The organism is Yersinia artesiana, from assembly GCF_902726545.1.
In the GTDB taxonomy this organism is placed as follows: Bacteria; Pseudomonadota; Gammaproteobacteria; order Enterobacterales; family Enterobacteriaceae; genus Yersinia; species Yersinia artesiana.
In genome coordinates this window covers 59,487-85,657 of sequence record NZ_CACVAD010000016.1, presented here as the reverse complement: position 1 = coordinate 85,657, position 26,171 = coordinate 59,487, and the positions used below count along the sequence as shown (strand labels likewise).

Sequence of the window (26,171 nt, the reverse complement as noted above, 5' to 3'; positions counted from 1 at the left end):
GCTTATTGCCCATCGCCTTGCCATTCATCAAAACTAATTTCCAGATTATTCTGATCATCAGATAACCAAATAGTTCCCTCTTGCAACGTGGCCTGTAATGACATATTGCGATTAGACAGCGCCGCCAATTTCGCCATTTGTTCATCATCAAGGAAGCGCAACCGAAGATTACGGTGCCCAGACAACTTTTCTTTAACTTGCGGCCACCACACTTTAGCGGCTCTTTCGCTATAGGCATAGAGCACAACTTGCTGTGATTGGTTACAAGCTTTACGCAACCGTTTTTCCTCGGGCAACCCCAATTCGACCCACAGTTCGATACCATTGTGATCATTGTGACGCCAAATTTCTGGCTCATCATCAGCACTCAGGCCTTTGGTAAACTGCAAACGCTCATCAGCATGACAAATCCATGCCAATAAACGCAGCATCATACGTTGGTCAGTTTCTGAGGGGTGTTGTGCAATAGTCAGGTTAACATCCTGAAAGAAATTACGATCCATATCGGCGATGTTAACTGCGGCTTTATGGATGGTTGCTTTTAGCGCCATGAGTGACCTCTTAATTATCTGGCTGACAGTGTACTTGATTAGGTCTGCTTGCAGCCAGCCCGGAGGAAAGAGAGTTATTAGTGGGATCAATACTAAAAAGAAAGCTTAGTTCTGACTCTAATATCTCTATCACTCCTGTGCTATAGTCCTTATAAGTTCAGAGTTTATCTTCGTAGGTTGACAGCGCGACGTTTCCGCAGAGAATCTACTGGGTTAAACTTTTCCGGGAGGATTACTGTGCAGCAATACTGTGAATTAGTACGCCGTTTTTATGCACAAATTGCTAGTGGTGACCAGGGCTACGTGTCAGATGCACTGGGTTGTGTATTAAAAGCATTGGACGAAGTTGCGGCTAATGACGCACTCCCGTCCTCCGTTAGGGAACAGGCGGCCTTTGCCGCCGCTAACTTATTGGTGAGCGATTATGTCGATGAGTGAAGAGTATCAACCCATCAATTGTGATGACTACGATAATCTGGAGCTCGCCTGCCAACATCACCTGATACTGACGTTGAAGTTGAGAGGCGGTGAGATCGTAGAAGGTAAAGCTTGCGATCTGCTGCTGAGAAAAAAGGTCGAGTACCTGATTGTCGAGCAGGAAGGGACAATGCGTGAGTTACGTCTTGACCACATAGCCAGCTTCAGTCACCCCGAAATCGGGACTGTAGTAGTAAGTGCATCATAAGTAGTAAGTGAGTCATAGTTTCTACACCTTTACTGACGGGCCGCTGAAAAGTGGCCCGTTTTGCATTCAAGGCTGACCAATCTGCTTTAAGGCTTTAAACTCGCGTAATAAGCGGCCAGATCAGAGATATCATCATCGGTTAAAGGCGTAACATAAGCCTGCATCACTCCAGCTTGCCCACCTGTCCGCTCTCCTTTTTTATATGCTTTTAATGATTGCTCTAAATACATGGCATTTTGCCCAGCCAAATTAGGATACATAGGAACGGAAACCTTGCCCTGAGCACCGTGACAAGCCACACAGCTGGCTGACTTTGCCCGCCCCGCTTCTACATCATTTTTTGCCAGTGCCGAAAAGCTACACAAACTGAATATCACTATGCTCACAACTCGTATCATCATTGCTCCTCAAAATAAACGCTCTTACTTATTCTTATTATTCAACTCCGGTTTGGCCCAATGAAGGTGCCAGCACGGTTCATTTTCTTTAGCCTGCCCAGCTTGAGTAACAAAGACACCTGCCGCGGCAATCAATTGCTCGCCAAAATACAGCAGTGGAATGCGTTCTCGCTGCCATGGCGGGATGCCTAGTTCTTGCCATATTTTCTTGCTTTGGCGTGAATGCTGCCGCCCGACAATTTTAATATCCCCTTGCAAACCAAAACCTATACGTATTTCATCGCCGATGGCTGGAACTTTAATGGCTTGCCCGCCCTCGGTTGCAAAGCTAAAGCTCAAGCTCAATACCCCAAGATCGGCAGGCAAAATCAAAGGGGCTGGTATAATCGCCTGTTGGTCAGATCCTGACTGAACTTTAGCCCAAGGCAGATGTGACATGGGTATCTCGGCCAGTGGCGATAACAGGTACAAGTATTGCCGAAAACGGCGAACCTGATGTACGCCAAGAGTTAATTGAGGTCCTGCATCCTGTCTGGCCATAGCCACTTCCAACCACAAACGTTGCAGTTGGCTCTGCGATGGCATTGCGGCTCCCCATTGTGCTAACCAACGGCGCAATATTGCCGCACGTTTAGCCTCTGAAGCCACTAATAACCCCTCGACAGACAGTGCTCCTTCTGCATTTTGCAGTTGTTGCAAATTATCCGCCAACAACTCATCCAATAGCTGCTCTTGTTCTGCACACAAACCGGCACTGCGTGCCGTGGCCTGAGCGAAGTGCGGCCAGCGCTGGGTCAATAAAGGCAAAACTCTTAATCGCAGGAAATTGCGATCAAAACGATCATCCTGATTACTGTCATCTTCAATCCACTGTAATCGCTGCACTTGAGCATAGTTCTCAAGTGTTTCTCGGGAGAATGCCAATAATGGCCGCCATAATTGGCTATGCGCAAAAGGCATTTTAGCCGCCATTGCGGATAAGCCAGCCGGGCCACTGCCGCGTTTGAGTGCCAGTAAGAAAGTTTCACATTGGTCATCTAAATGCTGGGCAGTAACTAACACTTCATTCGCGGCTAAATGTGAGGCAAATGCTTGATAACGCGCCGTTCTCGCCGCAGCCTCAATGCCAGAATGACGTGCATCAATAGTGACTCGCACCACTTCGAGCGGGATTTTCCATTGCTCACATTGCTGCTGGCAATGTTTTACCCAACTGTCTGCCAATGGGTTTAAACCGTGATGAATATGAATAGCGCGAATCATTAAGTCAGGGATAAGTTGATCACGCAGGCAAACCAATAAATGCAGCAGTACACTGGAATCCAAGCCACCACTGAACCCAACCAGCACATGGCGCTGCTCGCCCAACTGCGCGAACAGTGGGTTAAGTAAAACGTTTGGTGTAGCAGGAGTGGCGTTCATCTTATTCCGCAGTCAGTTCATAGAGCTCCAGAGGTAAACCATCTGGGTCATTAAAGAAAGTAAAACGTGCTTGTGTGTAGGGATCAATGCGGACTGCTTCGCAAATTACACCTGCGCCTTCAAGTTCCCGCACCGCCAGTTCAATGTCATCGACCTGAAAGGCCAAATGTCGTAAGCCACATGCTTCCGGGCGACTGGGGCGTGCGGCAGGAGACGGAAAGGAAAAAAGCTCGATCGTATACTGACCGTTTAGCGCCAGATCAGCTTTCCAGGAACCCCGCGTTTCGCGATAAGCTTCACTCATGAGGCTAAAACCTAAAACCTCACAATAGAATTTTTTACTCGCCTGATAATCTGAGCCAATTATCGCAATATGATGAACCTGACGTATTACTAACATATACCCCCCTACTTTATTATTTGCCATAAGAATACATTCCAATTCATCCCAAGCCAATATAATTATAATACTAAAAACAAATAACTCGCGACCCACTATAAATTGAAATGTATTTAGACAAGAAAATAATATATTTTATCAGGCTGACCAAAATTTATAGATAAGTGCAATGCGACGACCCGTGATACTTTAGCATTTAAACAACAGCACTAAAATAACAAAAACTTGAAAATATCCAGGAGGGATTATGTTTAAAACTAAATACATCATAATATCTTTAATCAAAAATACATGTTGGCTTACTTTAATTTGCATCACTAATTCAGCATTAGCTATTAATCCGGTAAATATCGTTTATAGGATTGACCAGCGTAACCCAGATGAAATTGCTCAGGCTGGAGGAATGTTTCCCCGTTTTGACTCAATCCAAAGCCCAGATTTATTAGATCATTTTTCAGGAGAAGCACCCTATGGATATACCAGTGGCTTTATTGCAACTACGACTTCATTAGAACAAGCTGTAGAACATGCCAGATTTAGTTTCGATCGGGAGGCAGATGGTGCATATCAAGAAGATTTTGAAACTTATCTTTATGCTATTCGCCCGACAGAAAATTTTTATAGTGTTGATGGGTCAATTATCCACGCCATAGATACCTCATCTCAAAATGTGGCACAGTACAGCATGCTAAGTGATTATTTGCAGGAGTGGGGGGGTATGGCGGAATGGGTGGCATATGGCGGTTTTACAGATAGCAGAATACTTTCTTATGCTGTACTTACCGGTACCATGCTTAACTGTTACCCTGAAACCGAACTGCACTCTGCCGGGTTCTGGGATAGTCACTGGGTGCCTTACCCTACTTATCTAACTGAATTTGATCAAGATCATAGCTCTTCAGAACCTTATTTAGCTATTGGCCCACCACAGGGATTTGTAATTATGGCGCAGAGTGAATCAGGCCAACAACTCCCCCTGGCACAATTAGCAGGAGCAGTATGCAATAATAGCCAAAACATAAATAATGTTGCAATGAGAAAGAAACGAACGGTTGAGGGAATTTGCAATAATAAAAAATTTATCACTTCAAGATATTTTTATGACAAGAAAGCTTTGGCCTCTGCTTTAACTTCACTAGATCTATGATTTCATTAGGAGCAATTAACAAACAATGACTAAAGGGATATTTTATGATTAAATTAATCGCCGCCGCAGCAAAGATATTATTATGCCACCCTGCTTTTTCAGAATATAAATTAGTGGGGAAAATTAATGGCCTTCGTCATTCAGAAGATAACTGTCACATTTCAATTAGGACCAATACTATGCCTGGCTACAATAATATTTGGCACTACATAGAGAAAGAGAAGATCTGTAAATTAGCACAGTTAGCTTATGTATTAGGAAAAGATATCACTATTGATGCTCAGGAAAACTCTAACCCAGACTATGCAAGTACAATAGTTGATATAGCGGTGACTGATACAACCATTCAATGGCCGCCCTATAATAAATCTAATCATCATTAAATATAAAAAATCCGGCGCTAACTCAGCACCGGATTTTCAAATATCATTTTTATGCCATTAACTCAGCAATAACCATAGTTCATCAGGCGCTGATAACGACGATTTAATAGCTCTTCATTATTCAGAACATCCAGATCACTGAGATCAGCCAGAAGCTGTGCTTTAAGTGACGCTGAAATCGCCAGATAATCACGATGCGCTCCACCTAAAGGTTCAGGGATAACGGAGTCGATCAACTTTAGTTCTTTTAAACGGTGAGCGGTAATGCCCATTGCTTCTGCGGCCAATGGCGCTTTATCGGCACTTTTCCACAAAATAGAGGCACAACCTTCTGGTGAGATAACGGAATAAGTGCTGTATTGCAGCATATTCACTTTATCGCCCACACCGATTGCCAATGCACCACCGGAACCACCTTCACCAATCACAGTACAAACGATAGGCACATTCAGGCGAGACATTTCACGCAGATTACGCGCAATGGCTTCAGATTGACCACGCTCTTCAGCGCCGACACCTGGATAGGCTCCTGGGGTATCAATGAAAGTAATGATTGGCAGCTTAAAGCGCTCAGCCATTTCCATCAGACGCAATGCCTTACGATAACCTTCTGGTGCTGGCATACCAAAGTTACGGCGAATCTTCTCTTTGGTTTCACGGCCTTTTTGATGACCAATGATCATCACGGGGCGACCATCCAGACGAGCGATACCACCGACGATAGCTTTGTCGTCGGCATAGGCGCGATCACCAGCCAGTTCTTCGAAATCGGTAAAGATATTAGCGATATAATCCAGGGTATAAGGGCGACGAGGATGGCGTGCCAATTGGGCAATCTGCCATGCACCGAGATCCGAGAATATCTTCCGCGTCAGCTCGACACTTTTCTCACGTAGACGCTGAACCTCTTCGTCCAGATTAATATCTAATTTTTCGTCTTGACGGCTGACTGCGGTCAGCGAGTCAATTTTCGCTTCCAGCTCTGCAATCGGCTGTTCAAAATCAAGAAAATTCAGACTCATAGCATTCCTATTTTAGTCAAATTCCAGTTCCACCTGCTCATTACCTACCAGCGTTCGCAAATCTATCAATAAGCGATCAGTGGGTGTCACGCGCCATGTGGCTCCAAACCGCAGCCGGGCGCGAGCATCTTCCCGTTGGTAATAAAGATGCACTGGGATCGTCCCCGCTCGATGGGGTTCCAACGACTGACGGAGACGGTTCAAAAGCTGGTCATCAATTTGCCTGTCGGTCAGCGATATAGCAAGCCCACGGGCATATTTTTCACGAGCTTCACTGATGTCCATTAACTCACGGGCGGTCATTTTAAGTCCACCACTAAAGTCATCAAAGCTGACCTGTCCGGTGGCTATCAGGATACGGTCTTTTTCCAATAAATGCTGATATTTTTCCAACGCATCAGTGAATAGCATGACCTCAAGACGCCCGGAACGGTCATCCAAAGTACAAATGCCAATACGATTTCCGCGTTTTGTCACCATAACTCTGGCTGCGATAACCAACCCCGCAGCCATGGTCATTTTGCCCCGATCCGTCGGGTGCATATCTTTCAAACGTAGCCCGCCGGCATAACGTTCTATTTCCTTCAGATACTGGGTGATCGGGTGGCCGGTCAGGTATAGACCCAGCGTTTCCCGTTCACCGTCTAAAACAATCTGCTCTTGCCACGGCGGCACATTAGCATAAGATTGCTCAACCTGCTCTGGTGCATCTGCCAATACACCAAACATATCAACCTGACCAATAGCTTCTGCCTTGGCATGTTGGTCTGCTGCCTTTAATGCCTCACCCAGCGAGCTCATTAATGCAGCCCGGTGCGGCCCCAAACGGTCAAAGGCACCAGACATAATAAGCTTTTCTAAAATTCGACGATTGAGTTTTTTCGTGTCAACTCTGGCACATAAATCAAATAACTCTTTGAAATAGCCGCCCTCTTTACGGGCTTCCAACATAGCCTCAATGGGGCCTTCGCCAACACCTTTGATTGCGCCGATGCCATAAACAATCTCGCCCTCATCATTTACATGGAAATGATACAGGCCGCTGTTGATATCCGGAGGCAGAATTTTCAACCCCATCCGCCAGCACTCATCAACCAGACCTACTACTTTATCAGTGTTATCCATATCGGCCGTCATTACCGCGGCCATAAATTCAGCCGGATAATGAGCTTTCAACCATAGCGTTTGATAAGAAACCAAGGCATAAGCTGCGGAGTGTGACTTGTTAAACCCGTAACCGGCAAATTTCTCTACCAGGTCAAAGATTTTAATTGCCAGCTCACCGTCAACGCCCTGACTTTTCGCACCATCTTCAAATACAGAGCGCTGTTTCGCCATCTCTGCCGGGTTTTTCTTACCCATCGCGCGCCGCAACATATCTGCGCCGCCGAGTGAGTAACCAGACAGAACCTGCGCAATCTGCATAACCTGTTCTTGGTACAAGATGATGCCGTAGGTCGGCTCAAGTACCGGTTTTAGAGATTCATGCTGCCATTCAATATCAGGATAGGATATCGCTTCACGACCGTGTTTACGGTCAATAAAGTTATCAACCATCCCTGATTGCAACGGGCCAGGGCGGAATAATGCCACCAGTGCGATCATATCTTCGAAGCAGTCAGGTTTTAGACGCTTGATAAGATCCTTCATGCCTCTGGATTCAAGCTGGAATACCGCTGTCGTTTCAGAACGTTGCAGCATATCGAAGCTTTTCTTATCATCCAGCGGAATGGCAGCAATATCAATTGGCTCTAAACCAGTTTTCGCGCGCCGAGCGTTGATCATCTCCAACGCCCAGTTAATGATAGTGAGTGTTCGCAAACCAAGGAAGTCGAACTTCACCAACCCGGCATATTCCACATCATTCTTATCGAACTGAGTAACTGGGTTATTCCCTTCCGCATCGCAGTATAGTGGAGCGAAATCGGTAATTTTTGTTGGTGCGATAACCACCCCACCGGCATGCTTACCGGCGTTACGCGTTACCCCTTCCAACTTGCGCGCCATATCAATCAGCGCTCTAACTTCTTCATCTGCCTCATAGATTTCAGGCAGTTGCGGTTCTGCTGCGAAAGCCTTCTCCAACGTCATGCCCGGATCTGGTGGAACCAGTTTGGAGATACGATCGACAAAACCATAAGGATGGCCCAGCACACGGCCCACATCGCGGATCACCGCTTTGGCTGCCATAGTACCAAAGGTAATTATCTGCGAAACCGCATCACGGCCATACATATCCGCAACGTGCTCAATCACCAGATCGCGCTTCTCCATGCAGAAGTCGACGTCGAAGTCAGGCATGGATACACGTTCTGGGTTTAAGAAACGTTCGAACAGAAGGTCAAATTCCAGCGGGTCAAGGTCGGTAATCTTCAGCGCGTAAGCAACCAAAGAACCGGCACCAGAACCACGCCCCGGCCCTACCGGCACACCGTTATCTTTTGACCACTGGATAAATTCCATGACTATCAAGAAGTAGCCGGGGAAGCCCATCTGGTTAATAACTTTTAGTTCGATTTCCAGACGTTCATCATAGGCAGGGCGTTTTTGTGCCCGAACTTCCGGATCTGGGAATAAGAATTCCAGTCGTTCTTCTAAACCTTGTTTAGACTTTTCAATCAGAAAGTCTTCTGTGCTCATATCCCCAGTTGGGAATTGGGGTAGGAAATATTCCCCAAGCCGGATCGTCACATTACAACGTTTGGCGATTTCAACACTGTTGATCAGCGCCTCAGGAATATCCGCGAACAGCTCACACATCTGCTCTTCGTCGCGCATAAACTGTTGCGGGCTATAGTTTTTAGGCCGCTTAGGATCAACCAGCGTAAAGCCGTCGTGGATAGCCACGCGGATCTCGTGGGCATCAAAATCTGATTCATCGATAAAACGCACATCATTGGTCGCCACCACCGGCAAACCACGTTCGGTTGCCAATGCCACAGCCGCATGAAGGTAGTTTTCTTCATCCGGGCGACCAGTACGGATTAACTCAAGATAGTAACTGTCAGGGAAATGCTCTTGATAAAACTCAAGACACTGATCAACCTGAGCATGATTACCCCGCAGAATAAACTTACCCACATCCCCCATCCGGCCACCGGACAGCAGAATCAGACCTTCTTTATGCTTAATCAGCCAGTCCCGGTCAATAATAGGACCAGCGGCGCCATAGCCACGTTGATAAGCTTCAGATATCAGTAAAGTAAGATTTTGATAACCTTCATTATTGCGTGCCAGCACAGTAAGGTGAGCTAATTCATCACCTAAGATTTCACTTTGCACATAGAAGTCTGCGCCGATGATGGGTTTAATCCCAGCACCATGAGCGCTACCGTAGAATTTTACCAAGCCACACAGGTTGGTAAAATCGGTAATGGCCAGAGCGGGCATGCCTAATGCGGCAGCTCTCTTCACCAAGGGTCCAATCTTGGCTAATCCATCGATCATGGAGTAATCGCTGTGAACACGCAGGTGGACAAAACGAGGTTCGGCCATATCCAGACACCAGAAATTAGTGGATTGAATCATATCCCTAGCAAATCATTGCTAAGGAATTATATCCATATGTTATGGATGTTGCTTTGTGGTTTACACTAAACCCAGCACACGTTTAACCGGGCCAAAACTGCGCCGGTGATGCTCAGTTGCCCCAAAAGTTATTAACTTTTCTAAATGGGCAGCGGTTGGATAACCTTTGTGTTGCGCGAAACCATATTCAGGGAATTGGAGATCCAGCTCAGTCATTTCACGATCGCGCGTGACTTTAGCCAGAATTGAAGCGGCGCTTATCTCAGCCACTCGACTATCACCTTTCACAACAGCCAATGATGGCATAGCCAGTTTCGGGCAACGGTTACCGTCAATCAAGACATAATCGGGCGTAATATGCAGCCCTGCTACCGCTCTTTGCATTGCCAGCATAGTGGCGTGCAATATATTAAGCTGGTCAATCTCTTCAGGCTCAGCGCGCCCAAGGCTCCATGATAAAGCCTTGTCTGTAATTTCGTCATAAAGTGATAAACGGCGCTTTTCACTCAGTTTTTTCGAGTCAGCTAAGCCCACTATTGGCCGTTTAGGATCGAGAATGACCGCTGCTGTGACAACGGCTCCCACTAAAGGGCCGCGACCAACTTCATCCACACCCGCAATCAGATTTGCCTGCGGGTAAATAAAAATATCAGTCATCGCCCTGCTAGCTCCAATACAGCCTGCGCGGCCTGTTCATCTGCACCACAGCGAATGCTCTGATGTAAAATCAGAAAACGCTCTTTCAAGGCCTCAACCGCCGCACCACCTTGTAATAACGGTAGCAGCGCATCGGCTAACTTTTGCGGTTGGCACTCTTGCTGCAACAGCTCTGTCACCAACTCTTCGCCAGCCAACAGATTAGGCAACGAGACGTAAGGAGTCTTGACCAGCCGCTCAGCCAGCCAGAACGTGAAAGGCTTCATGCGGTAACCGACAACCATTGGGCATTTAGCCAACATACATTCTAACGCGGCAGTACCGGAAGCCAGCAATGTCGCATCAGCAGCAATCATTGCCAGACGAGCATTGCCATCCAGTAAGTGCACTGCCAGGTCAGGTGCTGTTTCGGCTTTAATTCGCTCAAACTGCTCACGCCGCTTGCTGTTCACCAGAGGAACCAACACTTCCAGATTCGGCAACTGCTGCTGCAGAATAGCGGCCGTGCGCAGAAAATCACCACTGAGCATTTCTACTTCAGAATGGCGACTACCCGGCAATAAGGCTAAACAAGGTATATTTGCTGCAATACCAAGCTTTGCTTTTGCCGCATTTTTATCCGGTGTCAGTGGCATGGCATCAGCCATGGTATGGCCGATGAAACGGCAGGGAACATTGAAACGATCGTAAAACGCTTTTTCAAAAGGAAGGAAGGCGAGCACCATATCGGTGGCTTTGCCAATTTTGAAAACACGTTTTTGCCGCCAGGCCCACACAGATGGGCTGACATAATGAACGGTACGTATACCACGCTGTTTCAAGCGCCCTTCAAGGGTAATATTGAAATCAGGGGCGTCAATACCGACAAAAACATCCGGCGAGAGCTCACTAAAACGCTGAGTCAGCTCTTTTCGGATTTTCAGTAGTCGTGGCAGACGCTCTAATACTTCAACAACCCCCATCACTGCCAATTCTTCCATCTCAAACCAAGCTTCACATCCTTCAGCTTGCATCAGAGGCCCAGCCACACCAACAAAGCGGGCATCAGGAACCTGAGCTTTCAGTGCACGAATCAACCCGGCACCTAAGATATCGCCAGATGTTTCTCCGGCGACTAAACCTATAGTTAAAGGACGCCCGCTGTTTGAGGGGCGATCAACAGATGATGAGGTATTTTGCATAAGTCAGCGAATAATGCCGCGAGTCGAACGAGCAAAGAAATCAATGAATGCCTGGACTGCCGGATGTTGTTCTGCCAATTCAGCAATTTCGGGCTTCACTTCATCCAATGTCCGACCACTGCGATACAACAACTTGTATGCATTACGGATAGCATGGAGTGATTCTTTGTCGAAACCACGGCGCTTCAACCCTTCGATATTAATGCCGAATGGCGTCGCATGGTTGCCTTGAGCAATGACAAAAGGAGGCACATCTTGAGCAACACCAGAACAACCACCCACCATCACATGCGCACCAATCACGCAGAATTGATGGATAGCAGTCATTCCGCCAATAATGGCAAAATCGTCGATTTCTACATGACCACCCAATGTTGCATTATTCGCAAGAATACAACGATCGCCAATGATACAGTCATGAGCGATGTGGGCATTAATCATCAGTAAATTATCGCTGCCTACTTTCGTTAACCCACCACCTTGCACGGTGCCACGGTGGATAGATACACTTTCGCGGATACGGTTACGGTCACCGATCTCAACGCGCGTAGGCTCGCCTGCATATTTCAGATCCTGATTTGCTTCACCAATGGAAGCAAATTGATAAATCTGATTATCACAGCCGATTTTTGTTACTCCATTAACGACGACATGGGATTTCAGTTCCGTGCCAGCGCCGATTTCCACCTGGGATCCGACAAAGCAGAAGGGGCCAATATGAACACCAGCGCCAATAACTGCACCTTCTTCGACGATAGAACTTGGATGGATAACGGCAGTTTTGTCAATCACGTATCAGGACTCCTTGCTACGAGCACACATCATAGTTGCTTCACAAACAACTTTACCATCGACAGTAGCTACCCCTTTAAAACGGGTCAGTCCGCGGCGTGTTTTTTCGAAAGTCACTTCCATAATCATCTGATCGCCAGGGACGACAGGGCGCTTAAAGCGAGCGTCATCAATACCGGCGAAATAGTAAAGCTCGCCCGGTTCAAGCTTGCCAACACTTTTAAACGCCAGAATACCGGTAGCCTGTGCCATCGCTTCTAAAATCAACACACCAGGGAAGATAGGCTTACCTGGGAAATGGCCTTGGAAAAATGGCTCGTTAAAAGTGACGTTCTTCACTGCACGCAGAAATTTGCCTTCCTCAAAATCAAGGACGCGATCTACCAGCAAAAACGGAAAACGGTGCGGGAGTAGATCTAAAATCTCTTCGATGTGCAGAGTATGAGTGTCAGTAGTCAAAATACTCTTCCTGTCTAAAAAACTGATGCTATCAACAACACGGCCTGCATAGCCCCAAAAGGGAGGCATTAGGCAGGCCGCAAATTAGGAACTCGTTACACCCTTCGGACTTGAAGCTGCAACGGTGTCAGCTGCGTTCATTCACCAGCTTCCGATTCGCAACTCTAACTTCTTTGGGTATCTACTTTTGGCATCAATTGCCAATAAGTTTGATTATTTGCTCAGAGTTTCGGGCTTAAGTGATTATTCTTTATCGATTTTGCGCTCAATAGCTTTTAAGCGTTTATTAATTCCATCAATATTCATCACCAAAGCAGCGGTTTTACGCCAAACTTTATTGGGTTGTAGCGGAATACCGGAGGAGTATAACCCAGGTTCAGTGATTGGACGCATCACCATTCCCATTCCGGTGATTGTGACTTTGTCACAGATCTCCATATGACCATTGATCACACTTGCACCGCCAATCATGCAATAGCGCCCAACTTTGAGGCTACCTGCCATGATAACACCACCCGCAACTGCGGTATTGTCGCCAATCACAACGTTATGTGCAATCTGACATTGGTTATCAATGATGACACCATTACCAATAATCGTATTATCCAACGCACCACGGTCAATCGTTGTACAGGCGCCAATCTCAACCCGATCGCCAATATGTACAGAACCGAGTTGTGGGATTTTTATCCAGTTACCACGATCATTTGCATAACCAAAACCATCTGCACCAATGACCGTGCCGGATTGAATCAGGCAGTTTTGCCCAATAACAACGTCATGATAAACGGAAACATTGGCCCACAAACGGCTACCAGCACCAATGTGAGTATTCTTACCAATAAAACAGCCCGCACCGATAACCACGTTATCACCCAGCACTACACCGGACTCAATCACTGCATTTGCACCGATAGAAACATTCTTACCCAGCGTTGCTTGCGGAGAAATCACCGCACTTGGGGCAATATCTTGCGCTGGCTGAGGGGTGGTATCCATTATCTGAGCCATGCGCGCATAGGTCAAATAAGGATTTTTAACCACCAGGGCCGCCGATTTACAGAACGGTAAATCGGCCTCAGTCAACACCACTGCACCTGCATTGCAAGTTGCGAGTTGTTCCTGATAACGGCTGTTTGACAAAAATGTGATTTGCGATGGCTCGGCAGAATGCATAGAAGCGATGCCGGTGATGACTAGTGAGCCATCACCGTGCACCTGTGCATCCAACTGCTGGGCTAAATCAGCCAGTCGAATTGAAGGCATGTTTTATTTAACCTGTTTCAGCACATCAGCAGTGATATCTTTAGAAGGATCTGCATATGCAACAGCATTTGCATCAATCACTACGTCATAACCGCCTTTGCTAGCAACAGATTTAACAGCATCCTGAATACGGCTCAGGATTTTGTTACGCTCTTCCATCTGACGACGGCGATTATCTTGCTCAAAAGCCTGGGCTTTAGTAGAGAAAGTTTCACGCTGTTTCATTACGTCGTTTTCCAGTTTGGTACGATCACTGGCTTTCATGGTAGAACCGTCACGTTGCAGTTTCTGCATTTTAGTTTGCAGATCGCGCTCCATTCCTTGCAGTTCGGTTGCACGGCCTTTGAATTCATTCTCCAGCTGTTTAGCTACGGTTTCACGCGCAGGTAATTGTTGGAAAATGCTGGAAACGTTCACAATAGCAATTTTGTCTGCGGCTTGAACGCTGGCAGAAGCTGCCAATGCTAAACCTAGACCTGCGGCACACAACCACTTTTTCACTATAAACTCCTTACCATTACCTGTTTGTGTCAGAGACACCTTGAAGTGCACTTAATACTGAATAATACCAAAGAGAGCGTCAGCCTATACCAACGCTACTTCAGGTTATTTCAACTACCAGTGCTGTCTTTAAAATTCAGTACTGCTTCGCCAATCAATTACCAAGTTTTACCAATGTTAAACTGGAATTGTTCTGACTTGTCGCCTTCGTAATCTTTAATCGGTTTAGCATATGAGAACACTAAAGGCCCCAATGGTGACATCCATTGTAGTGCCACACCGGCAGAGACACGAATATTGCTGGCTTTACTGTAATCAGGAATACCTGCAGCTCGTGTTTGAGCAGTATTTTCCCAATTGGTATCCCATACAGTACCTGAGTCAATAAAGACCGAAGTACGTACGGAGTTCGAGTATTTCTCACTAATGAACGGTGTCGGTGTAATCAGTTCTAAACTGGCCACCGCCATCGCGTTACCCCCGACAGCATCGGTTGAATTTCTGACAGTTCCATCAGCATTATAGTACGCAGCTTTTGGACCAATGTTATTAGACCTGAAGCCACGAACGGAACTGGAACCACCGGCATAGAAGTTCTCGTAGAATGGCATTTCTTTCGAGCCGATGCCGCCACCGTAGCCCAAGCGACCACGGCCCAACAGCACCCATGAACGATCTTCATCTAATGGCTGGTATGCTGATGTATCGAATGTCACTTTGTAGAACTCATTATCTGAGCCTGGTACAGTTACTTTCGTATTCACCGATGATTTCACACCCGAAGTCGGGAAGAAGCCACGGTCAAGGTTGTTATATGTCCAACCCAGGTTCAGCGTGAAGTCATCAGTGGTAAAGCCAGTTGTGCCTGTATAGCCTGGGCGTTCGCCGACAGATTCGAGATAGCGCCACATTGCGACTTGCGGCTCCATATCGGACAGATCGTTATGGACGTAACCTAAGCCAACGCGCAACGAGTTATTTTCATTGATTGGGAAACCTAAAGTACCGTCAACACCATAGCTGCTGTTGGTATAGCCCGACAGGTCTGCGTTATCTGCTTTAAAATCATTATAGAAGATACGCCCGCCCAGACTGACACCATCAACGGTGAAGTAAGGGTCAGTCAAGGTAAATTCAGCATAGGTCTGATAGTCGTTTTTCGTGCCGTTAATACCGACAGTGTTACCCGTACCCAACCAGTTATCTTGCTGCACGCCAACCTGGAAGCTCACACCACTTTCAGTACCGTAGCCGATACCAAAGTTCAGGCTACCGGTATTTCGTTCCTTAACTTTGTAAGTCACATCGACCTGATCAGCCGTTCCCGGGACACGTTGAGTTTCAACATCAACAGTCTCGAAATAGCCTAAACGGTTCAGACGTTCTTTACCGGCTTCAACCTGGTCATTACCCAGCCATGCACCTTCCATTTGACGCATTTCGCGGCGCAACACAGAGTCTTTGCTGGTGTCATTGCCTTCGAAACGGACATTACGGACATAGAAACGGTTACCCGCATCTACATTGATATGCAGTTTGACTGTTTTATCAGCATCATTAATTTCAGGCTGAGATACGACACGCGGATAAGCATAGCCATAGCGACCTAACATCTTCTTGATGTCTTCTTCCATGCGCGTAACTTTACTGCCGTTAAACAATTCACCTGGCTCAATCTTGGTCAGTTTATCCGCTTCAGATTGATGGCCCGCAAGATTACCACTCACAACCACGCTGTTAAGCTTGTATTGGTCGCCTTCAGTAATATTGATAGTGATGTAGATACCTTTTTTATCTGGCGTCAAACTCACTTGGGTTGAATCAATGTTAAATCGGGCATAACCACGATCCAGATAGAAACTGCGTAAGGTTTCAAGGTCACCAGCCAGTTTCTGCTTCTGATATTTACGATCGCCAACCACGTTCCACCACGGCACTTCATCACGCAATTGGAAACGTGAGATAAGTTCATCCGTTGTGAAACTGTGGTTACCTACAATGTTGATCTGCTGAATTTTAGCAGACACACCTTCGGTAAAGACCAATTTTAGGTCGACACGATTACGTGGCAATGGCGTAACGACAGCCTTCACTGAAGCACTGTATTTACCCACACTGTAGTAGAAGTCTTCGAGTCCTTTTTCAATGTTAGATATAGTGGTACGGTCCAAGGCTTCACCAACCCGGACGCCAGAGGCTTCCAGATTCTGCTTAAGCATGTCATCTTTCACCGCTTTATTACCGGAGAAAGTGATGCTGGCAATCGTTGGGCGTTCTTTGACTTGAACAATCAGCGTATCACCATCGCGCAGGACGCGGACGTCCTCGAAGTTGCCTGTAGCAAACAACGCACGGATAGTTTGACCGATGTCATCATCACTGACGGTATCGCCTACGCGAACCGGCATATTAAGTAACGCCGCACCGACGGCGACCCGTTGCAGGCCTTCGAAATGAATATCTTTCACTACGAACCCGTCTGCACCGTATACGGTGGCGCTGCCAAACAGCAGCGACGCTATGAGCAACTTTTTCATCGCCATCGTTGTTATGCGTTCTTCCTAACCTATCCCCAGCCGTTAAAGACGGGAGAAATCATTGAAAAGTGCAAGCCCCATTAATAACACCAGCAAAATCGAGCCGATGCGATAACTGAAGTCTTGTACTCGCTCAGAAACCGGCCCACCCTTCAGCTTTTCTATCGCCAGGAAGAGCAGATGTCCACCATCTAACACCGGTAACGGGAACAAATTGATAATGCCCAAGTTGACACTGATCAGTGCCAAAAACATCAGGTAATACACCAACCCGTACTCAGCTGAAACCCCAGCACCTTGTGCAATAGATATCGGGCCACTCAAGTTATTCAGCTTAACATCACCAGTAATCAGTTTACCCAACATGTTTACCGTCAACCGCATCAACTGCCAGGTTTTATCCCCAGCTTGGTAGAGTGCAGTGAACGGACCATATTGGCGAATCGTTTTATATTCATCCGGAAGCGGTATAACTTTCGGCACTACACCCGCAAAACCTTCACTGCGGTTTTCTCCAACCGATTTTGTATCTGGTATCAAGGTTAAAGACAAGGGGGTACCGCCCCTTTCAATATCTAACACCAGCGCTTTACCGGGGTTATCTCGAACTTGTAAAACAAATGTTTGCCAACGATCCAGCAACTGTCCGTTAACTTTAACTACCCTATCCCCTGCTTGTAAACCCGCCTTTTCTGCCGCTGACCCTGGCTGGACTTCTGCCAAGACGGCTTCAATCTGCGGGCCACGCGGGATAATGCCTAGCGCAACCACAGGATCTTGTTTATCAGGCTCAAATTGCCACTGACGCAAATCGAGTGTCTTTTGCACCACATTAGCAGAGCCAAATGGGGCAACACCGACTTGCATTTGTTTGTCGCCAATTTTGCTAACTAAAGCCAAACGAACAGAATCCCAGTCAGGCGTTTCGATACCATCGACAGACTTAAGTTCCATTCCCGGAGAAATATTGGCTTGCGCAGCAATGGATTGTGGCGAAATATCACCCACAACCGGACGCACACTTGGGACGCCAATGATAAACACCAGCCAGTAAGCAATAATAGCAAAAAGGAAATTGGCAATAGGGCCCGCACTGACGATTGCAGCGCGTTGTAAGACGGTTTTATTGTTAAAAGATTGATGGCGAAATTCAGGAGCAACTGCCTCTACGCGCTCATCCAGCATTTTAACATAGCCGCCCAACGGGATAAGGGCGATAACATACTCAGTTCCCTGACGATCAGTCCGGCGCCATAGTGCTTTACCAAAACCAATCGAAAAGCGTTCAACGCGGACACCACAGCGCCGTGCCACCCAAAAGTGACCAAACTCATGCACTGTAATTAAGATCCCCAGTGCGACAATAAACGCGGCCAGGCTCCAGAGTATGCTCATCATATTCCCTAAACTCCCCGTCAGTGACGGATTAAAACACTAACAGCATTAAGCAGGCAAATACCGGCACAGCTGCGGTCAGGCTATCGATACGATCCAGTATCCCACCATGACCAGGAATCAAATGACCACTGTCTTTAATTCCCGCTTCACGTTTAAACATACTTTCGGTCAAATCGCCGAGTACCGAGGCCAATGCCGCAACCACGGAACAGATTAACAGTTTTTCTGGGATGATATCCAACGGAGCATATCGACCAAACAACCATGATATCAGAGCTGATGTCAGTAAACCGCCAATTAATCCTTCCCACGTTTTACCCGGTGAGACTTTAGGCGCTAATTTATGTTTACCGAATAATTTACCGAACATGTAGGCACCAGAATCGGCTCCCCACACCAAGAGCATCACATACAGCAGCCACCAGGCGCCGATATTGTGATCCTGTTCATAGCCATACTGGCGCAGTGCAACCATGCCCCAGAAGAATGGGACAATGGTCAGAATGCCGAAAATTATACGTAACAGACGTGAGTCGCGCCAGACCGATGCAGAACGTGGATAGGTCAGTACCAACAGCAATGCTGCAATCCACCACCCCATAGAGAGCCAGAGAGGGACACTCACTTGTGGAAGATGAGCTGAATGCTGGTACGCCGGTAAGCTAAGCAGCATTGATACCAACAAAAAGCCACAAAGTATGGCTAACCAAATACGCTGAGAACGACTGGCAAACCCGGCTAATTGCCCCCACTCCCACGCCGCAAGCATACAGACGACAAGAGTGACAATAGCAAAACCAACCGGCGGAAGCAGGAACAGTGCACCAATGACAACCGGAATCAAAATCAAAGCAGTTATGAGACGATACTTCAGCAAAAGTTCCCCCTAGGATGCAGTGGCATCGATAGGTGTAGTTCCCCCGAAGCGACGCTCGCGTTGTGCAAATGCATTCAGCGCACCTTCAAAGACATGTTCATCAAAATCAGGCCAGAGTACATCAGTAAAGTAAAGTTCAGCATAAGCGATTTGCCACAACAAGAAATTACTGATGCGATGTTCACCACCGGTTCTGATCACTAAATCTACCTCAGATTGTTCATGCAGGCAGATATATGAGTTTAGCGATTCTTCACAGATATCTTTGGGTTGCAATTCTCCTCGCTGTACCTGTTCAGCTAAGTGACGCACTCCCTGAATGATATCCCAACGGCCACCATAATTGGCAGCAATGTTCAGTCTCAGACCGTCATTATTTGCCGTTAACTCTTCTGAGCGACGGATCCGTTGCTGCAAACGTTCACTAAATCGACTGATATCACCAATGACCGATAAACGAACATTATGTTTATGCAGACTTTTTACTTCGCTGTCCAGCGCACGAACAAAAAGCTCCATCAGTGCGGTGACTTCTTGAGCAGGGCGATTCCAGTTTTCACTGCTAAAAGCATACAGCGTGAGCGCATCTAACTGATGAGTGGCAGCAAAACTGACCGCCCGACGAACTGATTTTACTCCCGCTTTATGACCGAAGACCCTTAATTTACCCTGTTTTTTAGCCCAACGCCCATTACCATCCATGATGATGGCAACATGGCGTGGAGTCAGGGGGGACAAGTTAGCCCTATCTTCATTTACAGACGACATAATGCGAACTCATTTCCTCAATAAATCAATTGTTCGTCCCGAACATTAGGCAGCAAGCGCACAAAAAAAGCCGTGTACCAAGTCACGGCTTCTTAAGTGACAGCCAAAATAGACGGTTTAAATACCTATTGGGCCACTAATCAACAGTCTATCTGTCTATTGACGGTGCAGACTATATCATCTCAGCCTTGACCTAACAAATTCCCACATCAGCCAATGAGGCTTTTAATTATTCAATTTTGCTATTGCCTGAACGGCTGCATCACGGGCTTTACGGTCAATCACCAATACCTCATCTACACTGGCTGGCTCTGGTAATGATAACTGCTCCACTACGATACGGTTAATCACTGCAATGTCAGTGAAACGAATTCTCGAATCTAAAAATGCCATGACAGAAATTTCATTGGCAGCATTCAGGGCGGTTGTTGCGGCCTGACCTGCATTAGAGGCATCAATAGCCAGCTTCAGGCAGGGATAACGTTGATAATCCGGTTCAGCAAACGTCAGTTCACGTATTTTGCAGAAATCCAGCGGTGCAACACCTGAATTCACACGCATTGGATACGCCATCGCATGTGCAATAGGTGTCCGCATATCTGGGGTGCCCATCTGTGCCAACACACTGCCATCATGGTAGCGCACCATCGAATGAATGACAGATTGAGGATGTAAAATAACCTCCACCTGTTCTGCACTCGCGTTAAATAGCCAACGCGCCTCAATATACTCTAGCCCTTTGTTCATCATTGTCGCAGAGTCGACCGAAATCTTACGCCCCATAGACCAGTTTGGATGCGCGCAAGCCTGGTCTGGAGTGACATCTGCAAATTGCGCTAATGGCGTTTCACGTAGTGGGCCACCAGAGCCTGTTAAAATAATGCGGGAAACACCATTCTCACTCAGTGAAGAATAGCCTAATTGAGACTGAACCTTTTCAGGTAAACTCTGAAAAATAGCATTATGTTCGCTGTCGATGGGGAGCAATTGCGCACGACTGTGCTTCACTTCATCCATAAAAAGCTTGCCGCAGGTAATCAACGACTCTTTGTTAGCCAGTAATACTTGTTTACCTGCACGGATAGCCGCCAGCGTGGAAGGCAACCCTGCGACACCGACAATAGCGGCCATCACCTGATCGACATCATCTATCGCTGCCAGTTCACACGCCGCTTTCTCGCCGGAATAAACCTCAGTTCGTGAACCCTTTTCTGCCAATAACAGGCGCAACGCTTTTGCCGAGGTTTCATCAGACATGGCTGCATAACGGGGGGCAAACTCGAGGCATTGTTGTGCCATCTGGAGGACATTGCGACCAGCGACCAATGCAGTGATTTTGAATAATTCGGGATTAGCGCGCACAACACCCAGAGTGCTGTTGCCGATGGAACCTGTAGAACCAAGAATAGTCAGTTGCTTCATGAGAGTGCTCTGAATAACTGTTTTTATGATAGGCGAGGCATTCACCAACCTGCATAGCAGGCAGTATAACGATTATCCCCAAACCCAACTTATGGCGTTTTACTGCCGATAACATTTTGTTTTAATGATATATTGATTGAATGAAGCATCAACTCAATAAAACATTGGGCCATCTAAAAACAAAGCGCCGCCTAAGCGACGCTATGCTGTTGTCGGTGAGGATTAGAAATCCATCAACTCAGTTTCTTTGGCCGCCAATGCTGCATCAACTTTCTTGATGAAAGCATCGGTCAGCTTTTGTATCTCATCTTGAGAACGGCGATCTTCATCTTCACTGATCTCTTTATCTTTCAACAAAGCTTTCACTTTTTCGTTTGCATCGCGACGCACGTTACGGATAGAGACACGGCCCTGCTCTGCTTCTGCGCGAACAACTTTAATCAAGTCCTTACGACGCTCTTCAGTCAATGCTGGCAGTGGAACACGAATAACAGTACCCGCAGAAGAAGGATTCAGACCTAAATCAGAGGTCATGATCGCTTTCTCAACGGCGGCGCTCAAGCTGCGGTCAAAGACGGTCAACGCCAGAGTACGGGAGTCTTCAACAACGATGTTAGCCAACTGGCGCAATGGCGTAGCAGTGCCATAATACTCAACCTGAATGCCATCAAGAATGCTCGGAGAAGCGCGACCAGTACGAATCTTACTAATATGATTCTGGAAGACTTCTAAGCATTTCTCCATGCGTACTTCGGTATCTTTTCTAATTTCGTTAATCACGTTGTGAACCCTTGAAAACTGGTTACTTGTCAGGCCATAACTTAAGTATAGCCGGTGAATATACAAACCAACAGTTGCTGGTTAAAGGGGCAAGCGTTCAATCCAGATGCCCCTGACAGTACGGGAAATCGCTTATTTAGCTACCGCTGCCACTTCTTTAGTGATCAACGTCCCTTCATTCTCACCCATCACCACGCGACGTAAAGCGCCAGGTTTATTCATGTTAAAGACACGAATTGGCAGGTTGTGGTCACGGGCCAAAGTGAAGGCTGCCAGATCCATAACTTTCAACTCACGCTCTAAAACGTCCTGATAGGTTAACTGTTCGTACAGTGTTGCGTCAGGATTTTTCACCGGATCTGCGGAGTAGACCCCATCGACTTTTGTTGCTTTCAACACAACATCAGCTTCAATTTCGATACCGCGCAGGCAAGCCGCAGAATCTGTAGTGAAGAATGGGTTACCCGTACCCGCAGCAAAAATAACCACGCGGTTGTGGCGCAGCAGGCTGATTGCCTCGGCCCAGCTGTAATTATCACACACACCGTTAAGTGGAATAGCAGACATCAGGCGGGCGTTCACATAGGCACGGTGCAGTGCATCTCGCATTGCCAGGCCGTTCATTACGGTAGCCAGCATTCCCATGTGGTCGCCCACTACGCGGTTCATCCCAGCTTGTGCCAAACCGGCACCGCGGAACAAGTTACCACCGCCAATCACCACACCGACCTGAATGCCCAATTCGACCAGCTCTTTCACTTCTTGAGCCATGCGATCCAAAACGCTTGCGTCGATACCAAAACCTTCTGCACCTTGCAGGGCTTCGCCACTAAGCTTAAGCAGGATACGCTGATATACGGGTTTTGCATTGGTTGCCATGGTGTTCTGTCCTAAGCAGCAGTAATAATATTGGGGAATTGACCATCAGAACTTCAGGTAATTTTGCACGTTGAAAACTGACCAGATTGAGGCTGTCAACGCACCTGTAGCTTGAAGTATAACGGGTATCGAATGGATAAAATGGAACCGCCTGATGGCGGCCCCATTTTTAGCATTAAGACTGTTTGCTCATTGCTGCAACTTCAGCAGCAAAGTCAGTCTCAACTTTCTCAATGCCTTCGCCCACTTCGAAGCGGATGAAGTTTACAACGTCAGCGTTGTTTTCTTTCAACAGATCGCCAACAGTTTTGCTTGGGTCCATTACGAAGTTCTGACCAGTCAGAGAAACTTCGCCGGTGAACTTACGCATACGGCCTTCAACCATCTTCTCAGCAATTTCACGTGGCTTGCCGGATTCAATAGCGATGTCCAACTGGATTTGGTGCTCGCGAGCAACAACTTCAGCAGGAACATCTTCTGGCTTAACGTATTCAGGTTTGCTTGCCGCAATGTGCATAGCAATGTGCTTAACCAGCTCTTCATCAGCGCCAGTTGCCGCAACCATAACACCGATACGTGCACCGTGCAGATAAGTCCCCAGAACATCGCCTTCCAGAACAGCAACACGACGAATGTTGATGTTCTCACCGATTTTAGCAACCAGGTTAGCGCGTTGTTCTTCGAACTTAGCTTTCAGAACGTCGATATCAGCGATTTTGTCAGCCAGAGCTGCGTTGATAACTTCTTCGCCGAATGCTTTGAAGCCAGCATCTTTAGCAACGAAGTCAGTTTCGCAGTTCAGTTCCAGAATCACACCGAATTTGCCGTCGGCTGATACTTTAGCCAGGATGATACCTTCAGCAGCGATACGGCCTGCTTTCTTGGCAGCTTTAGCCTGACCAGATTTACGCATATTGTCGATGGCAAGCTCGATGTCGCCGTTAGCTTCAACCAACGCCTTTTTACATTCCATCATGCCTGCGGCAGTACGCTCACGCAGTTCTTTTACCAAAGCAGCGGTAATAGCAACCATTTCAATTTCCTCGGTTCTCTTGTGAAAACAAGATCTCACATTAGATACGCAAAGGGGGCCTATAAAAGGCCCCCTAACCAACATATTCAATACCTGGTTAATAAGGGCTCACGACGAGCCTGACTTATTATTCAGCTTCTACGAAGCTTTCTTCCGCTTGAACGGCCAGATCTTGAGAACGACCTTCATTGACGGCAGTAGCAACAGCGCTCAGGTACAGTTTAACTGCACGGATTGCGTCATCGTTACCTGGGATGATGAAGTCAACGCCATCTGGATCGGAGTTAGTATCAACGATAGAGAATACCGGGATACCCAGGTTGTTAGCTTCTTTGATAGCGATGTGTTCGTGATCAGCATCAACAACGAACAGTGCGTCTGGTAAGCCGCCCATGTCTTTGATACCGCCCAGGCTGTTTTCCAGCTTGTTCAGTTCACGAGTACGCATCAGCGCTTCTTTTTTGGTCAGCTTGTCGAAGGTGCCGTCTTGAGACTGGATTTCCAAATCTTTCAAACGTTTGATGGACTGACGAACAGTTTTCCAGTTAGTCAGCATCCCGCCCAACCAGCGATGGTTCACGAAGAACTGGTCGCAGTTGTTGGCAGCTTCTTTTACCGCTTCGCTTGCTGCGCGTTTAGTACCAACGAACAAGATCTTACCTTTACGGGAAGAGATCTTTTTCAATTCAGCCAGAGCTTCGTTGAACAATGGTACGGTCTTTTCCAGGTTGATGATGTGAACTTTGTTACGTGCGCCGAAGATGAAAGGCTTCATTTTCGGGTTCCAATAACGGGTTTGGTGACCGAAGTGAACACCGGCCTGGAGCATGTCGCGCATGGAAACAGTTGCCATGATTAAAACCTCTATAGTATCAGTTGGGGTTATGCCTCCACGTGTCCCATAACGCCGACCCCATAAGCGATTGATGATAATCAAAAACTTTAGGGCACCCCGGCGTATGTGTCGACACGTGTGTGTTATTTACACATATGAGTGCGATTGGTATTACTCGACTAAACAACACTTTCTTATCAGGATATACCCAAGAAGAGAGTGCGGTTCGCCGGCGCGCTTTATACCATAAACAGCCACAACACACCAACTTTTGTTGAATTTAGTGTCGCCATTGCAAACGAAAGTTTGGCAGCAAATTGCAGGGCTGGTACCATTAGCAACAGATTTTTAGCGTAGATTTTTTATTAATCGATATTTACCTGCTTATTCATATCTATTTATTAACGGCGGCTGGTCATCTATAGCCCCTACGGACACTTTTGCATGGCAATCTCAATCAAAACACCTGAAGATATTCAAAAAATGCGCGTTGCTGGCCGTTTGGCTGCTGAAGTGCTGGAAATCATTGAGCCTCACGTCAAACCAGGCGTCACCACTGGCGAACTTGATCGTATTTGTCACGACCATATCACCAACCACCAGCAAGCTATTTCCGCGTGTCTCGGTTATCACGGCTTTCCAAAATCAGTTTGTATTTCAGTAAATGAAGTTATCTGCCACGGTATTCCAAGTGATGAAAAAGTCCTGAAAGATGGCGATATCGTCAATATCGACGTTACCGTGATTAAAGATGGCTTTCATGGCGACACATCAAAAATGTTTATTGTCGGCAAGCCTACCATTCTTGGTGAGCGCTTATGCCGAGTGACACAAGAGAGCCTGTATCTGGCCATCAAAATGGTTAAACCGGGCATCCGTCTGCGCACCTTGGGCAAAGAGATCCAGAAGTTTGTAGAAGCAGAAAACTTCTCAGTAGTGCGTGAATATTGTGGTCACGGCATTGGTGAAGGTTTCCATGAGGAGCCACAGGTTCTGCACTATGATGCTGATGATGGTGGTGTTGTGCTGCAAGCCGGTATGGCTTTCACCATTGAACCTATGGTCAATGCTGGCGATTATCGCATCCGCACCATGAAAGACGGTTGGACAGTAAAAACTAAAGATCGCAGCTTGTCGGCGCAGTATGAGCATACTATTGTGGTAACTGATAACGGCTGCGAAATAATGACGTTGCGCAAGGATGACACTATCCCCAACATCATAACGCACGAGTAATAATGATAAGCCGG

General features: G+C 46.9%; 26 protein-coding genes. 5 read left to right on the top strand and 21 right to left on the bottom strand.

Annotation, left to right across the window (positions count from 1 at the left end; genetic code table 11):
- Positions 1-2 precede the first annotated feature (2 nt).
- Positions 3-551, bottom strand: a complete 549-nt coding sequence (locus HU019_RS07555) for a YaeQ family protein (protein WP_174848649.1) — start codon at positions 549-551, stop codon at positions 3-5.
- A 237-nt stretch (positions 552-788) separates the two neighbouring features.
- On the opposite strand from HU019_RS07555, the gene HU019_RS07550 reads away from it, so the two are divergent.
- Together HU019_RS07550 and rof are read left to right on the top strand one after the other, a co-directional pair.
- Positions 789-989 carry a YaeP family protein gene (locus tag HU019_RS07550; RefSeq protein WP_004391680.1) on the top strand — a complete coding sequence of 67 codons (201 nt, stop codon included), beginning with the start codon at positions 789-791 and terminating at the stop codon, positions 987-989.
- Positions 976-1,236, top strand: coding sequence for a Rho-binding antiterminator (rof, locus tag HU019_RS07545; protein ID WP_032817050.1), 261 nt, complete (start codon positions 976-978; stop codon positions 1,234-1,236). The genes HU019_RS07550 and rof overlap by 14 nt, the downstream gene beginning before the upstream one ends.
- A gap of 86 nt (positions 1,237-1,322) precedes the next feature.
- On the opposite strand, the gene HU019_RS07540 is transcribed toward rof, so the two are convergent.
- The 3 genes from HU019_RS07540 to HU019_RS07530 are packed head-to-tail and all read right to left on the bottom strand — an operon-like array spanning position 1,323 to position 3,456.
- The gene (locus HU019_RS07540; RefSeq protein WP_174848647.1) at positions 1,323-1,637 is read right to left on the bottom strand and encodes a c-type cytochrome; all 315 of its coding nucleotides are present in this window, start codon (positions 1,635-1,637) and stop codon (positions 1,323-1,325) included.
- Between the two features lie 21 nt (positions 1,638-1,658).
- Positions 1,659-3,056: a tRNA lysidine(34) synthetase TilS gene (gene tilS / locus HU019_RS07535; protein ID WP_174848645.1), complete on the bottom strand. Its 1,398-nt coding sequence runs from the start codon at positions 3,054-3,056 to the stop codon at positions 1,659-1,661.
- Position 3,057: 1 nt separating this feature from the next.
- Positions 3,058-3,456, bottom strand: a complete 399-nt coding sequence (locus HU019_RS07530) for a VOC family protein (protein WP_174848643.1) — start codon at positions 3,454-3,456, stop codon at positions 3,058-3,060.
- 247 nt (positions 3,457-3,703) lie between these two features.
- On the opposite strand from HU019_RS07530, the gene HU019_RS07525 reads away from it, so the two are divergent.
- Entirely contained in the window at positions 3,704-4,603 is a 900-nt protein-coding gene (locus HU019_RS07525) for an enterotoxin A family protein (RefSeq protein ID WP_174848641.1), read from the top strand.
- Between the two features lie 44 nt (positions 4,604-4,647).
- Entirely contained in the window at positions 4,648-4,986 is a 339-nt protein-coding gene (locus HU019_RS07520; RefSeq protein ID WP_174848639.1) for a hypothetical protein, read from the top strand.
- Positions 4,987-5,048: 62 nt separating this feature from the next.
- Here the strand turns inward: HU019_RS07520 and accA are convergent, their stop codons facing one another.
- The 17 genes from accA to rpsB all read right to left on the bottom strand — a co-directional run bounded on the left by accA (position 5,049) and on the right by rpsB (position 24,939).
- Positions 5,049-6,008, bottom strand: coding sequence for an acetyl-CoA carboxylase carboxyl transferase subunit alpha (gene accA / locus HU019_RS07515; protein WP_174848637.1), 960 nt, complete (start codon positions 6,006-6,008; stop codon positions 5,049-5,051).
- A 12-nt stretch (positions 6,009-6,020) separates the two neighbouring features.
- The gene (gene dnaE / locus HU019_RS07510) at positions 6,021-9,503 is read right to left on the bottom strand and encodes a DNA polymerase III subunit alpha (protein WP_174848635.1); all 3,483 of its coding nucleotides are present in this window, start codon (positions 9,501-9,503) and stop codon (positions 6,021-6,023) included.
- 93 nt (positions 9,504-9,596) lie between these two features.
- Positions 9,597-10,193 carry a ribonuclease HII gene (rnhB, locus tag HU019_RS07505; RefSeq protein WP_174848633.1) on the bottom strand — a complete coding sequence of 199 codons (597 nt, stop codon included), beginning with the start codon at positions 10,191-10,193 and terminating at the stop codon, positions 9,597-9,599.
- Complete coding sequence (gene lpxB / locus HU019_RS07500; protein WP_174848631.1) at positions 10,190-11,374, bottom strand: lipid-A-disaccharide synthase; 1,185 nt, start codon at positions 11,372-11,374, stop codon at positions 10,190-10,192. Before lpxB ends, rnhB begins: the two co-directional genes overlap by 4 nt.
- A 3-nt stretch (positions 11,375-11,377) precedes the next feature.
- Complete coding sequence (gene lpxA / locus HU019_RS07495; protein WP_174848629.1) at positions 11,378-12,166, bottom strand: acyl-ACP--UDP-N-acetylglucosamine O-acyltransferase; 789 nt, start codon at positions 12,164-12,166, stop codon at positions 11,378-11,380.
- A 3-nt stretch (positions 12,167-12,169) separates the two neighbouring features.
- On the bottom strand, positions 12,170-12,625 hold the full coding sequence (gene fabZ, locus HU019_RS07490; RefSeq protein ID WP_174848627.1) for a 3-hydroxyacyl-ACP dehydratase FabZ: 456 nt from the start codon (positions 12,623-12,625) through the stop codon (positions 12,170-12,172).
- 243 nt (positions 12,626-12,868) lie between these two features.
- A complete protein-coding gene (gene lpxD, locus HU019_RS07485; RefSeq protein ID WP_174848625.1) occupies positions 12,869-13,891 on the bottom strand; it encodes a UDP-3-O-(3-hydroxymyristoyl)glucosamine N-acyltransferase in 1,023 nt (340 codons plus the stop codon).
- A gap of 3 nt (positions 13,892-13,894) precedes the next feature.
- The gene (skp, locus tag HU019_RS07480) at positions 13,895-14,392 is read right to left on the bottom strand and encodes a molecular chaperone Skp (protein ID WP_011816966.1); all 498 of its coding nucleotides are present in this window, start codon (positions 14,390-14,392) and stop codon (positions 13,895-13,897) included.
- Between the two features lie 158 nt (positions 14,393-14,550).
- Positions 14,551-16,935: an outer membrane protein assembly factor BamA gene (gene bamA / locus HU019_RS07475; RefSeq protein WP_174848623.1), complete on the bottom strand. Its 2,385-nt coding sequence runs from the start codon at positions 16,933-16,935 to the stop codon at positions 14,551-14,553.
- A 36-nt stretch (positions 16,936-16,971) separates the two neighbouring features.
- A complete protein-coding gene (gene rseP / locus HU019_RS07470; RefSeq protein WP_174848621.1) occupies positions 16,972-18,327 on the bottom strand; it encodes a sigma E protease regulator RseP in 1,356 nt (451 codons plus the stop codon).
- A gap of 28 nt (positions 18,328-18,355) precedes the next feature.
- Positions 18,356-19,204, bottom strand: coding sequence for a phosphatidate cytidylyltransferase (cdsA, locus tag HU019_RS07465; RefSeq protein WP_174848619.1), 849 nt, complete (start codon positions 19,202-19,204; stop codon positions 18,356-18,358).
- Positions 19,205-19,213: 9 nt separating this feature from the next.
- A complete protein-coding gene (gene ispU / locus HU019_RS07460) occupies positions 19,214-19,972 on the bottom strand; it encodes a (2E,6E)-farnesyl-diphosphate-specific ditrans,polycis-undecaprenyl-diphosphate synthase (protein WP_174848617.1) in 759 nt (252 codons plus the stop codon).
- 225 nt (positions 19,973-20,197) lie between these two features.
- Positions 20,198-21,394, bottom strand: a complete 1,197-nt coding sequence (gene ispC / locus HU019_RS07455) for a 1-deoxy-D-xylulose-5-phosphate reductoisomerase (protein WP_174848615.1) — start codon at positions 21,392-21,394, stop codon at positions 20,198-20,200.
- A gap of 222 nt (positions 21,395-21,616) precedes the next feature.
- The gene (gene frr, locus HU019_RS07450) at positions 21,617-22,174 is read right to left on the bottom strand and encodes a ribosome recycling factor (RefSeq protein ID WP_174848613.1); all 558 of its coding nucleotides are present in this window, start codon (positions 22,172-22,174) and stop codon (positions 21,617-21,619) included.
- A gap of 132 nt (positions 22,175-22,306) precedes the next feature.
- Positions 22,307-23,053, bottom strand: coding sequence for a UMP kinase (gene pyrH, locus HU019_RS07445; protein WP_050078627.1), 747 nt, complete (start codon positions 23,051-23,053; stop codon positions 22,307-22,309).
- A gap of 175 nt (positions 23,054-23,228) precedes the next feature.
- Positions 23,229-24,086 carry a translation elongation factor Ts gene (gene tsf, locus HU019_RS07440; RefSeq protein WP_050078628.1) on the bottom strand — a complete coding sequence of 286 codons (858 nt, stop codon included), beginning with the start codon at positions 24,084-24,086 and terminating at the stop codon, positions 23,229-23,231.
- 127 nt (positions 24,087-24,213) lie between these two features.
- Positions 24,214-24,939 (bottom strand): 30S ribosomal protein S2, encoded by a 726-nt coding sequence (rpsB, locus tag HU019_RS07435; RefSeq protein ID WP_004706703.1) that lies wholly within the window; start codon positions 24,937-24,939, stop codon positions 24,214-24,216.
- A gap of 426 nt (positions 24,940-25,365) precedes the next feature.
- Here rpsB and map point away from each other — a divergent pair, with 426 nt between their 5' ends.
- The gene (map, locus tag HU019_RS07430) at positions 25,366-26,157 is read left to right on the top strand and encodes a type I methionyl aminopeptidase (RefSeq protein ID WP_050078629.1); all 792 of its coding nucleotides are present in this window, start codon (positions 25,366-25,368) and stop codon (positions 26,155-26,157) included.
- Positions 26,158-26,171 lie beyond the last annotated feature (14 nt).

Coding starts and splice junctions, on each gene's coding strand:
- rpsB (WP_004706703.1), bottom strand. CDS start 24,939: ATGGCAACTGTTTCCATGCGCGACATGCTCCAGGCCGGTGTTCACTTC.
- rnhB (WP_174848633.1), bottom strand. CDS start 10,193: ATGACTGATATTTTTATTTACCCGCAGGCAAATCTGATTGCGGGTGTG.
- HU019_RS07525 (WP_174848641.1), top strand. CDS start 3,704: ATGTTTAAAACTAAATACATCATAATATCTTTAATCAAAAATACATGT.
- HU019_RS07555 (WP_174848649.1), bottom strand. CDS start 551: ATGGCGCTAAAAGCAACCATCCATAAAGCCGCAGTTAACATCGCCGAT.
- lpxD (WP_174848625.1), bottom strand. CDS start 13,891: ATGCCTTCAATTCGACTGGCTGATTTAGCCCAGCAGTTGGATGCACAG.
- HU019_RS07530 (WP_174848643.1), bottom strand. CDS start 3,456: ATGTTAGTAATACGTCAGGTTCATCATATTGCGATAATTGGCTCAGAT.
- dnaE (WP_174848635.1), bottom strand. CDS start 9,503: ATGGCCGAACCTCGTTTTGTCCACCTGCGTGTTCACAGCGATTACTCC.
- ispU (WP_174848617.1), bottom strand. CDS start 19,972: ATGTCGTCTGTAAATGAAGATAGGGCTAACTTGTCCCCCCTGACTCCA.
- HU019_RS07520 (WP_174848639.1), top strand. CDS start 4,648: ATGATTAAATTAATCGCCGCCGCAGCAAAGATATTATTATGCCACCCT.
- tilS (WP_174848645.1), bottom strand. CDS start 3,056: ATGAACGCCACTCCTGCTACACCAAACGTTTTACTTAACCCACTGTTC.
- map (WP_050078629.1), top strand. CDS start 25,366: ATGGCAATCTCAATCAAAACACCTGAAGATATTCAAAAAATGCGCGTT.
- bamA (WP_174848623.1), bottom strand. CDS start 16,935: ATGGCGATGAAAAAGTTGCTCATAGCGTCGCTGCTGTTTGGCAGCGCC.
- ispC (WP_174848615.1), bottom strand. CDS start 21,394: ATGAAGCAACTGACTATTCTTGGTTCTACAGGTTCCATCGGCAACAGC.
- HU019_RS07540 (WP_174848647.1), bottom strand. CDS start 1,637: ATGATGATACGAGTTGTGAGCATAGTGATATTCAGTTTGTGTAGCTTT.
- tsf (WP_050078628.1), bottom strand. CDS start 24,086: ATGGTTGCTATTACCGCTGCTTTGGTAAAAGAACTGCGTGAGCGTACT.
- rof (WP_032817050.1), top strand. CDS start 976: ATGTCGATGAGTGAAGAGTATCAACCCATCAATTGTGATGACTACGAT.
- lpxB (WP_174848631.1), bottom strand. CDS start 11,374: ATGCAAAATACCTCATCATCTGTTGATCGCCCCTCAAACAGCGGGCGT.
- accA (WP_174848637.1), bottom strand. CDS start 6,008: ATGAGTCTGAATTTTCTTGATTTTGAACAGCCGATTGCAGAGCTGGAA.
- rseP (WP_174848621.1), bottom strand. CDS start 18,327: ATGATGAGCATACTCTGGAGCCTGGCCGCGTTTATTGTCGCACTGGGG.
- pyrH (WP_050078627.1), bottom strand. CDS start 23,053: ATGGCAACCAATGCAAAACCCGTATATCAGCGTATCCTGCTTAAGCTT.